This window comes from Pseudarthrobacter sp. B4EP4b (assembly GCF_006680095.1).
Taxonomy (GTDB): Bacteria; Actinomycetota; Actinomycetes; order Actinomycetales; family Micrococcaceae; genus Arthrobacter.
In genome coordinates this window covers 90,828-101,554 of record NZ_VHIJ01000058.1, presented here as the reverse complement: position 1 = coordinate 101,554, position 10,727 = coordinate 90,828, and the positions used below count along the sequence as shown (strand labels likewise).

10 protein-coding genes are annotated in these 10,727 nt (G+C 66.9%); 6 read left to right on the top strand and 4 right to left on the bottom strand.

Features of this window, described 5'->3' with window-relative positions:
- Positions 1–114: 114 nt before the first annotated feature.
- On the top strand, positions 115–900 hold the full coding sequence (locus tag FNL14_RS19735) for a bifunctional 2-polyprenyl-6-hydroxyphenol methylase/3-demethylubiquinol 3-O-methyltransferase UbiG (RefSeq protein ID WP_142063551.1): 786 nt from the start codon (positions 115–117) through the stop codon (positions 898–900).
- Positions 901–903: 3 nt separating this feature from the next.
- Here FNL14_RS19735 and FNL14_RS19730 read toward each other — a convergent pair whose 3' ends face one another.
- Positions 904–2,334: an MFS transporter gene (locus FNL14_RS19730; RefSeq protein WP_142063548.1), complete on the bottom strand. Its 1,431-nt coding sequence runs from the start codon at positions 2,332–2,334 to the stop codon at positions 904–906.
- 59 nt (positions 2,335–2,393) lie between these two features.
- A complete protein-coding gene (locus tag FNL14_RS19725) occupies positions 2,394–3,425 on the bottom strand; it encodes an Lrp/AsnC family transcriptional regulator (protein ID WP_142063545.1) in 1,032 nt (343 codons plus the stop codon).
- A 133-nt stretch (positions 3,426–3,558) separates the two neighbouring features.
- Here FNL14_RS19725 and FNL14_RS19720 point away from each other — a divergent pair, with 133 nt between their 5' ends.
- Complete coding sequence (locus FNL14_RS19720; RefSeq protein ID WP_142063542.1) at positions 3,559–4,809, top strand: M20 family metallopeptidase; 1,251 nt, start codon at positions 3,559–3,561, stop codon at positions 4,807–4,809.
- A 25-nt stretch (positions 4,810–4,834) separates the two neighbouring features.
- Positions 4,835–6,124 carry an MFS transporter gene (locus FNL14_RS19715; RefSeq protein ID WP_142063539.1) on the top strand — a complete coding sequence of 430 codons (1,290 nt, stop codon included), beginning with the start codon at positions 4,835–4,837 and terminating at the stop codon, positions 6,122–6,124.
- 65 nt (positions 6,125–6,189) lie between these two features.
- On the opposite strand, the gene FNL14_RS19710 is transcribed toward FNL14_RS19715, so the two are convergent.
- Complete coding sequence (locus FNL14_RS19710) at positions 6,190–7,467, bottom strand: MFS transporter (RefSeq protein WP_142063599.1); 1,278 nt, start codon at positions 7,465–7,467, stop codon at positions 6,190–6,192.
- A gap of 374 nt (positions 7,468–7,841) precedes the next feature.
- On the bottom strand, positions 7,842–8,006 hold the full coding sequence (locus tag FNL14_RS23380; RefSeq protein WP_181762715.1) for a hypothetical protein: 165 nt from the start codon (positions 8,004–8,006) through the stop codon (positions 7,842–7,844).
- 94 nt (positions 8,007–8,100) lie between these two features.
- Between FNL14_RS23380 and trmB the strand changes: the two genes are divergently transcribed.
- From trmB to FNL14_RS19695, 3 genes are all read left to right on the top strand, one after another.
- Positions 8,101–9,024, top strand: coding sequence for a tRNA (guanosine(46)-N7)-methyltransferase TrmB (gene trmB / locus FNL14_RS19705; protein ID WP_142063536.1), 924 nt, complete (start codon positions 8,101–8,103; stop codon positions 9,022–9,024).
- Positions 9,025–9,221: 197 nt separating this feature from the next.
- The gene (locus tag FNL14_RS19700; RefSeq protein WP_091423524.1) at positions 9,222–10,118 is read left to right on the top strand and encodes a DUF1206 domain-containing protein; all 897 of its coding nucleotides are present in this window, start codon (positions 9,222–9,224) and stop codon (positions 10,116–10,118) included.
- 67 nt (positions 10,119–10,185) lie between these two features.
- Entirely contained in the window at positions 10,186–10,689 is a 504-nt protein-coding gene (locus FNL14_RS19695) for an SRPBCC family protein (protein ID WP_142063533.1), read from the top strand.
- Positions 10,690–10,727 lie beyond the last annotated feature (38 nt).

Below are 10,727 nucleotides of genomic sequence, written 5' to 3'. Positions count from 1 at the left end.
CCTCCGCCCCTCCCAAGTAAGTGGCGCTAAGTGTCGTTTTGGGCCTCCAAAACGACACTTAGCGCTACTTACTTGGGCGTTGCCAACAGGGCAGCCGCGGGGCAGGGTTGAGGCATGACGGAACACGCGCCCCACCAGCACGAACAGCACGAACACGAGGCCACGCACGACGCCGGCGCCGGCCTCTTGGACGACGCCGGCCCCGGCCTCTCGGGGCACGCTGACCCCGAGGGCGGCCAGGGGATCAGGGACGCGGCGGCCCTGTGGGACGAGCGGTACCGGAGCAAGCCCCAGATTTGGAGCGGCAAGCCGAACCCCCAATTGGTGCGCGAAGCCGGCGGCCTGCGGCCGGGCCACGCACTGGACCTTGGTTGCGGCGAAGGGGCCGACGCCATCTGGCTGGCCCAGCACGGGTGGACCGTCACCGCCGTCGACGTTTCCGCCGTCGCGCTGGAACGCGCGCACGGACACGAGAAGGCGGCACTGGCGCGGGAAAGCGTGCACGCTGCCGAGGGCGCCATCGCCAGCCGGATCCATTGGCAGCAGGCCGACCTCGAGGAGTGGCATCCTGAGGGCTCGTACGATCTTGTCACCTCGCAGTTCCTCCACTCGCAGGAGCTGGCCTGGCAGGGGCCCCTCCGTGCGGCCGCAGCGGCCGTGAAACCCGGCGGGACCCTGCTGGTGGTTGGCCACCACCCCGACCGGTTGCCGCCCTGGGGAGGGGCGCATACCCACCACAACATGTTCTACACGGCTGATGAGCTGGTGCGGGAGCTGGAACTGGACAGCCCCGGGTGGCAGCTGGAAGTGCAGACCAGCCGGGAGCGGCCGGTGACCGGACCGGAAGGCCAGCAGGCCACCATCGCGGATGTTGTGGTCCGGGCCAGTAGGCTCCCCTGACTTTTAAGGGGTTTTGGTGGTGACCCGCGGGGCCACCGAAACTGCGGCAGCGGCGAGCACGGCGCAGAGTGCGAAGACCCCGGCGAAGGATCCGGCCGTCGTCGTAAACGCCGCGAAAACGATGCCGGTGGTGGCCAGCGCCAGCGCGCCGCCCAGTGAGTCCGAGATGGACATGGCCGAGCTGTTGAAGCCCTCGTTCTCCTTGTCCGACAGCGCCAGCGTCATCACACTCAGCCGCGGATAGAGCAGGCCCATGCCGCCGCCCGCGAGAATCCACCCGGCGATGACGACGGCGGGCGGCCAGTGCAGCGCCGCTGTTGCCAGCGCGAGGAGCACGGCCCCGAGCACCATGAATGAGCCGGTGCGGACGGCGGCGCGGTGGGACAACCGGGTGCCGAGACGGCCCTGGACCGCCGAGGCGCCCGCCCACGCAATCGCTCCGAAGGTGAGGGTGAGGCCCGCAAAAGTGGGCGAAAAGCGGTACTGCTCAATCAGCAGGTACGGCAGGTAAACCTCCGCGCCGAAGAACCCGGCCGCGGCGAGCCCGCGGACCAGGATTACGCTGGGCAGGCCGCGGCGGGCGGTGAGCGTTCCCCGCGGCACCAGCGGCCGCACTGCAATCAATGCAATAGCGACGGCGGCCAGTGCCAGCAGTGCCGGCGCAGCGGTAAAGCCGGGGAGACGGACTTCCCGCGAGAGATTGAGCGCCAGCACGGCGAGCGCGGCGAGGCTGGCCCAGGCGAGCCGGCCCAGGGCCCACGGGGAGGGCGGTTGCGCCGGGCCATCGCCTTGTTCCTGGCGCGGCGATGACTGGCCTGACAGTGATTGGCCCGATGCCATGTTCCGGAGCACCGGCACGATCATCGCGAGGGCCGGGATCACCAGCCCCACCACACCCAGGAACACCCAGTGCCAGCTGAAAACCTGCGCCACCACGCCGGCGGCAAACGGGCCCACCAGGGACGGGATCACCCAGGCTGCGGAGAACGCCGCGAAGATCTTGGGGTGCAGCAGTCCCGGGTAGATGCGCGCCACCAGCACATACAGGGCCACGGTCAGGGCGCCGCCACCGAGCCCCTGCACCAGCCGACCCGCCACCAATTGCGGCATGGACATGGACGTGCCTGCGATCAGCAGTCCTACGACGAACAGTGCCACGGACGCATAAAGGGGAGCGGCGGGGCCGCGGCGGTCTGACCAGTTCCCGGCGGCCACCATGCCGATCACGCCCGTAGCCAGCGGGCCAGCGAAGGCCAGGGCGTAAAGGTCCCCACCGTGCAGTTCCCGGCTCACTACCGGCATGATGGTGGTCACCGCCAGCGACTCGAACGCAGCCAGGAAGACCAGCGCGCAAGTGCCAATGGTCACCCACAGGTAAGGCCGCTGCAGGATGCCGGAACGGGTGTCTGCCGATGGAAGGGTTGTGTCGCGCACGCTGTTGGGCCGATCGGTTGTTTGTCTTTCGTGCCAGCTTATCGCCGGGCCTGGAAGAGCTACCCGGCGCTTGCTACCGCCGCCGGGACAATGACCCGCCCCGTGGCTGTCGAATCCTGGTTCAGCATCCAGCCCACCCGTTTGACGGTACTGAGCATCACCACACTCTCCACGAGTTCGATGTCCGGGATCCGCTGCTGCAGCGCAAGTTCGGCGTTCATCACATCGGCCAGCGACTGCAGCCACATGATGATCACATAGTTGGTGCGGCCGGTGGTGGAGGCGCTGAGCCGGACGTTGCGGAGGCCGCGGAGCTCGGCCGCGGCGGCTTCATGCTGGCCTGGCGGCACGTTTGCGAACCACTGGCAGGTCACGGGGTAGCCGGAGAACTTCTGCGCCACTTCGCAGCGGAATGAGAGGAGCCTGCTGGCGAGGACCCGGTTCAGCTGGCGTTGGACTGTGGCGGGGTGGCGGCCCAGCGCCCGGGCGATGTCGGCCGCCGTCGCCCGGCCGTCCCTTGCAAGGAACGGAAGCAGCGCGAGGTGGCTTTCGGGCAGGGGCTCGACGACGGCGTCCGGAGGCGCCGAGCCTGCGGCCTCCGGACCGGCCTTGGCCTGCAGCGCAGCGATCTGGGCGCGGTCCAGCACGTTCAGGCGCCAGGCGTAGCCGCCGGAGTGCAGCCTGGTGCACAGCGCGGTCTGGTACTTCAGCAGCCCGCCGATGTCCTGCAGCCGGGAGGCCACAGTGGTGGTGAACTCCTCCAGGGACTGGGTGAGGACCGTCAGCATCAGGTCCCGGTTGCTGGCGGCCTCCTCGATGGTGACAATCTCCGGGACGGCAGCCAGCGCCTCTGTGACCTCGGCACGGCGGTGCATGTCGCAGTCAACGTCTACCAGCGCCAGGCACATCTGTTTGGGATCGCCCATGAGGTGGGCTGTCACCCATGCGGCACCTGCCCCGCGGACTCGCTCCCACCTGGCTGCCAAGGTGGTGGCGTGAACGCCGAGGATTTCGCCCGCGTCCGCCCAGCTGATCCGCGGTGCGATCTCCAGCGCATTGATCAGGGCCAGGTCCTCCTCACTCAGTTCCATAGTCCCTATTCTTCCGCAGTTGTGCACAAAACGTGGAAGAGAAGGAGAAGAGGTGCATTTTTCGAGGACTTTCCGGAGATGTGAACCACATCACCCCACACTTGACTCAGCCCATTCTTTGGAGGAGAAGTCAATGACCATCACATCCGCGGCCAGGGAACTCCAGCCCGAATTGATCCGGTTCCGCCACGCCATGCACCAGGAACCGGAAATCGGCCTTGACCTGCCCCGGACGCAGGAAAAAGTTCTCCGGGCATTGGACGGACTGCCCTACGAAATCACCCTGGGCAAGGAGACGACGTCGGTCACGGCAGTATTGCGCGGCACCGGCCACACAGTACGAACCGAAGCAGCCGGCACACAGTCGCCACCGCCGTCGGTCCTCCTGCGTGCCGACATGGACGGCCTGCCCGTCCAGGAGAAGACCGGCGTGGACTACACCTCCCGCGTGGACGGCGCCATGCACGCCTGCGGCCATGACCTCCACACCGCCATGCTGACCGGCGCCGCCACCCTGCTGGCCGAAAACCGGCACCGCCTGGCCGGCGATGTGGTCCTGATGTTCCAGCCCGGCGAGGAAGGTTTCGACGGCGCAAGCTACATGATCCGCGAAGGCGTCCTGGAGGCGCCAGGTCGCCGGGTGGACGCCGCCTACGGCATGCACGTGTTCTCCTCGCTCGAACCGCACGGCACCTTCGCCACCAAGCCGGGCGTGATGCTCAGCGCCTCCGACGGCCTGGTGGTCACCGTACTCGGCGCCGGCGGCCACGGCTCTGCCCCGCACGCGGCCAAGGATCCAGTAACCGCGGCCGCCGAGATGGTTACCGCACTGCAGGTGATGATCACCCGCCAGTTCAACATGTTCGATCCCGTGGTGTTGTCCGTCGGCGTCCTCCACGCAGGCACCAAGCGGAACGTCATCCCGGAGACGGCACGGATCGAAGCCACCATCCGGACGTTCTCCGAGGCCTCCCGCGAGAAGCTGATGGACTCTATTCCCCGCCTCCTCCAGGGCATCGCGTCCGCCCATGGCCTCGAGGTGGACGTCGACTATCAGCAGGAGTATCCCCCCACCATCACCGACGAGGATGAGACCCGTACTGCGGAGAACATCATCAGCGAAATGTTCGGCGATTCCCGGCTGTCCCGCTGGGCCACTCCCCTCAGCGGCTCGGAGGACTTCTCCAGGGTGCTGGCCGAAGTACCCGGCACCTTCATCGGCCTCAGTGCCGTCCCCCGCGGGGCGGACCACGCCACTTCCCCCTTCAACCACTCACCGTATGCAACGTTCGACGACGGCGTGCTGGCCGACGGCGCTGCGCTCTATGCGGAACTCGCCATGCAGCGTCTGGCCGCCCTTTCGTCCACCCGCACCAACTCCTGATCCACCTTCCAGGAAGAGAACTGAAATGACCACTATCGTCAACCCGCAGCGCGCGGCGCGTACGGCTATGCGGAAAACCATCGTTGGTACCGGTATCGGCAATGCCGTGGAGTGGTACGACTGGGCGATTTACGCAACCTTCACCCCCTTCATCGCCAGCCAGTTGTTCAGCAAGGCGGACCCGGCGTCTGCCGTCCTGTCCACCCTGGCGATCTTCGCCGTCGGCTTTGTGGCCCGGCCCTTCGGCGGTTTCCTGTTCGGCTGGATCGGCGACCGCGTGGGCCGCAAGACGTCCATGACCCTCGCGGTGGGGCTGGCATCGCTCGGCAGCCTGATGATCGGCGTCGCCCCCACCTTCGCCAGCATCGGCGCCTGGGCGTCGCTGATGCTGCTGGTGGCCCGGCTGGTGCAGGGCCTGGCGCACGGCGGCGAGCTGCCGTCGTCGCAGACGTACCTGTCCGAGATGGCGCCGAAGGAAAAGCGCGGCTTCTGGGCCACCCTGATCTACACGTCGGGGACGGTGGGAATCCTGTTCGGCACGCTGCTGGGCGCGGTCCTGAACATGGCGCTGAGCACCGAGGCGATGAACGCCTGGGGCTGGCGCATCCCGTTCCTGATCGGCGCGGCGCTGGGGCTCTACGCTCTGATCATGCGGTCCCGGCTGCATGAGACCGAGGCTTTCGAGTCCGAGTCCGGCCGGGAAAAGCGTGCCCCGATCTGGCCGCAGATTGTCCGCCACCGGAAGCAGGCCCTGCAGGTCATCGGCCTGACGGTCGGGCTTACGGTCATTTACTACATCTGGGGTGTTGTGGCGCCGAGCTACGCCACCACCGCGCTGAAGATCGACCGCGGCGAAGCCCTGTGGGCCGGCGTCGTGGGGAACATCGTGTTCATCGCAGCGCTGCCGGTGTGGGGCAAGCTCTCGGACAGGATCGGCCGCAAGAAGGTGCTGTGGTCCGGAGCCATCGGGTCCGCTGTGATGCACTTCCCCATGACCTGGCTGCTGAAGGACTCCGCCTGGCAGCTCGCTGTCAGCATGTCGGTGATGCTCATCTTCATCGCCGCGAGCGCTGCGATTGTCCCGGCCGTGTACGCAGAGCTCTTCCCCACCAGCATCCGCACCGTCGGGGTGGGTGTCCCCTACTCCATCTGCGTGGCACTGTTCGGCGGCACCGCCCCGTACCTGCAGCAGTGGCTGGGCACCACCTTGCACATGCCGGACCTGTTCAACGTGTACGCCGTGCTGCTGCTGGCGGTCAGCGCAGCATTCGTGTTCACCATTCCGGAGACCAGGGGCAAGGACCTCACCCACTAGTCCCCAACTAGATAGCAGTAAGTGTCGTTATGGGCGCCCATAACGACACTTACTGCTACCCGGTTTCAATCTTCATCTTCGACGAAGCGGTTCCGTCCGGCCCGGTAGCCAAACAGGGCCGCGAGCAGCCCTACCGCCAGGAAGAGGATGCCGGCGGGGGTGAACGATCCCGTGGCCTGGTGCAGCTGGCCCACCATCAGGGTTCCCGTTGACCCCAGGCCGTAGCCCACGCCCTGCATCATCCCCGAAAGGTGCGCTGCGGTGTGGCCATCACGGGTGCGGAGCATGATCATGGTCAGCGCCACGGCAGTGAGGCTGCCCTGGCCCAGTCCCAAAAGCCCTGCCCACATCCAGACCAGGTCAAGCGGACCGAAGATGCTCAGCGCGAAGCCGCCGCCGGTCATCAGCGCCACCACCGTGGCGATGGCACGCTGGTCCCGGAACCTCGCGGCAAGCGCCGGCGCAAAGAGCGAGCCGAGCATCTGCAGCACGATGCTCACCGACACGATCAGGCCAGCGGTGGCCCCATCCACGCCCCGCTCGCGCAGGATGGGCGCCAGCCAGGCGAACACGCTGAAGGACATCATGGCCTGCAGCACCATAAAGATGGTGACCTGCCACGCCACCGGCGAGCGCCACACGTTGACGCCGTCCTTCACCAGCTGGTGCCGCACGGCGCGTTGCCTGGCAGCAATGGGAAGGAACAGGAAAAGGACGACGGCGGCCGGCAGCGCCCAGAACCACAGCGCCTGTGTCCACTCCCCCGTCGCCGCGTAGACAGGGTAGGTGAAGCCGGCTCCGAGGGCGGCAGAGGCGCAGATGGCTGTGGTGTAGAGCCCGCCCATGAGGCCAAGCCGATGGGGAAAGTCGCGTTTGACGAGTCCAGGCAGGAGCACGTTGCACAGGGCGATGGCGGCGCCGCAGGCAGCGGTTCCGGCCAGCAGGGTGGGCAGGTGAAGGGGTCCCACCGGGCGGAGCAGAAGCCCTGCGGTCAGGACCGCCATGGCCCCGAGGAGGACGCGCTCGGCGCCGAAGCGTCGTGCCAGGACCGGGGCCAGCGGCGCAAACAGGCCCAGCAGTGTCACCGGGACGGTGGTCAGGACTACAACGGCCCAGCCGGGCAAGGCCGCTTGCGACGTGATTTCGGGCAGAACCGCGGAGAAACTGGAGAAGACAGTGCGCAGGTTCAGCCCGATCAGGACCAGGCACAGGCCCAGGTAAACAAGTGCCCGCCGGCCACCCACCCGGGTTGGTTCCGGTGCCGGCAGTTCATCGATCTCGGCGTCCACCAGATTGTCCCTGCGGGCCAGGTTGTCCGGCTGTTTTGCCAACTGGGGCTTCACCGCGCGCTCCCGGGGCCGCCGCTTCCTGGCCGCAGCATTCGTCGCTTCCGTCACCCGCCCATTCTTGCAGGACACAGGGAGGCGAAGTTATCCACATAGGGCAGCTGGCACCTGCTGCGAAGCTCACCGCCTCCATAGGTTGGAACCCTCACGATCCGGTCGACCAAAAGGAGAGACATGGGTGTTCCCCCACCAGAAGAGACCCAGCCAAAAGATGAAACAGCACAGTCCGAAGCATCCGCCGCCGTGGAATCCCGGAATGCCCGGCGTGTCCATTACGAGCGTCAGGCAACAGCGGGCGTGGTTTTGGCAGGCCTCTCCATTCTCAGCATGATCATCACTGCGCCACTGGCGGTGTTTGCCATGCTCGGCACTTATCCATCCGAGGGCCCGTCACCCATGCCCTGGGTGACGCCTTTGGTGTTCTTCAGCTTGCCCCTCCTGTTTGCTTTGCCGTCCCTGGCACTGGCAATTTCCGTCATCAGGAATTCCCCGGACGCTTCGCCCGCCAGGTCATCGGCAGCATTTGCTCTATGCATCTCCGGGCTGGTCTTTGCGTTGGCGTTGGGGCCTGCACTGGACCTACTGGGGAACATATGATTCTGCCCGCCGGCCGCCGGTATTCTGGAAGGGATGAGCGAATCCCCAGAAACCCCCCAGCCGCAGCATGTCCCGAGGCCGGTGACTCCCGGCACGCAGGCTTCCTATGGCACGTACGGCGGCCGTCCCGTCAGTTTCGTCCGCCGCGGAACCCGCCTTCAGGGACGCCGGCAGGCCGCCTGGGAACTGCATGCCGAGCGGTGGGCCGTGAACGTCCCCCGCCATGTAGCCAACACCTCGGTCCACCCGGACTACACGTTTGACGCCGAGTTGGAATTCGGCCGCAAGGCACCCCTCATCGTCGAGATCGGTTCGGGCCTGGGCGATGCCATTTGCCACGCCGCTGAGCAGAATCCTGACACCGACTTCCTCGCAGTGGAGGTCTACACCCCGGGACTCGCCAACACCCTGATCAAAATCAACAGCCGGGGCTTGAGCAATGTGCGGGTTGTCGAGGCCAATGCTCCGGAAGTGCTGGCCACCATGCTTCCGGAGGGTTCAGTCAGCGAGCTGTGGGTCTTTTTCCCGGACCCCTGGCATAAGTCCCGCCACCACAAGCGGCGCCTCATCCAGCCCGAGTTCGCCGGCCTGGCCGCGCGGGCGCTCAAAAAAGGCGGACTCTGGCGGCTCGCCACGGACTGGTCCAACTACGCGGTCCACGTCCGCGACGTCCTGGCGGACTCAAAGGACTTCGAAAACCTGCACACCGGCGAGCGGCGCGGACCCGAAAGCCCGCTGACCCAGGTGTGGCAGTCGGGCGTGGAATCAGTGGTGGGCGGAGCACCGGTCCGGGAAGGCCGTGCACCGGTCAGTACCGAACACACCGGGCCCAACGAGGGTGTGGATGAGACGGGCGGCTGGGCACCGCGTTTCGAGGGCCGGATCCGGACCAGCTTCGAGGCCAAGGCCCATGAAGCCGGGCGGCTCATCTTCGACCTCTGCTACCGCCGGCGGTAACACCCGACACCGTAATCCTTGCGGGGTGGCTCCAGCCCCGCCCCGGCGTGCACCACGCCGCCCTTCACCAGGATTGGACCCGGCAGCTGTTCCGCTGCCGGGCAGCGCGGCGCCGCGCCTTCGAACGCCCCAACCACATGCTTTGACACGCTGTTCCACATAGTTCTTTCCGCTTGCTGGGCCGCAACCGCCTCCGCATGGCACGATGGCGGTGTGCGGGGCACGCACCGATCGCGCCCCGGCGCCGGTACAAAGGAACAGCCATCAAAAGAGAACTGAAGCAGGCCGCGGACGCGGCGGAGAACGTCACCAACTCCCGCACGCTGGAGCTGCTGGCCAGGGCTGGCTTTGCGGCCAGTGGCATCCTGCATCTGCTGGTGGGGGCCATCGCCATCCGGCTGGCCATGGGCGGCACAGGAAATGCCGATTTCAGCGGCGCCGTGGCCGAACTGGCCACCCAGCCCGCCGGACCCTTCCTCTTATGGGCCAGCTTCGCCGCCTGCGCCGCCTTGGCGCTGTGGCAGGCCAGCGATGCCATTTTCGACTACAACCACCTGCCGACCAAGGAAAAGGCGGGGAAGAAGGCCAAGGCGGCGGCGCAGGCCCTGGTGTACGCGGGTCTCGCCCTGACGCTGATGTCCTTCGCACGCGGCACGGGCTCAGGTGGGGACAACCAGCAGAAAGCCGTCGACTTCACCGCCTCACTGATGAAGGCTCCGGGCGGGGTGGCACTGCTGGTCCTGCTCGGCGCCGGCATCGCCGTGACCGGGGTGGCCTACGGCATCCGCGGAGTCAAACAATCGTTCGAGAAGCAACTGGTGATGCCGCCGTCCCCTGCGGCCAGGAAGGCCGTCACCGGACTGGGCGTGACCGGGTACGTGGCCAAGGGCACCGTGCTGCTGCTGACCGGGCTGCTTATTGCCATCGCCGCCATTGAGGCACATCCCGAGGAGTCCACGGGATTGGATGGCGCCCTAAGGGCGTTGCGCGACCAGCCCTTCGGGCTGTATGTCCTGGCGGCCGTGGGCGCGGGACTGATCTGCTACGGGGTGTACTCCATTGTCCGGGCGCGCCTGGCAAAAATGGTCCACTAACGGCGGCACCTGCGGACTGCGTGTCCAATACGGACGGGCTGCCAGCGTGAACGCATAGGGTTGGACCATGCCCCAGGTACGCGCCGAACGCTTCATCCGCATCGACCCGGACGTTGCTTTCGCCTTCTCCCAGACCACCGGCCGCTTCCGGCTGGGCTGGGATCCCTTCATTTCGGAACAACATTTCCTGGACGGCGCCGCCACCGCGGGCAAGGGCGTGCGGACCCGCACCCGCTCGCGCCTTGGCCTCACCATGGTCAGCGAGTACGTCTCCTACGCGCCGCCCCGGAACGTGGGCATGACCATGGTGTCCGGCCCTTGGTTCTTTGAAAACTTCGGCGGCGGCTGGAGGTTCACAGCGGACGACGGCGGCACCCGGGCAGTCTGGAAGTACACCTTTTCCTGCCGCCCTGCACTGCTGCGGGCCGGAATGGAACGGATCGGCGCCTGGCTGCTGGGGCGGGAAATCGAGAAACGGATTGAAGCATTCGCCCGCGCCTGCGAAAATCCGGCCCTGGTGGCCGAGTTCCGGAGGCTGGAAGCAGGCGATGCGGCCGGGAAGCAGGAGTAGCTTCCGGCAGTGCTGGTTCCCAGCGCAGGCATAGCCGC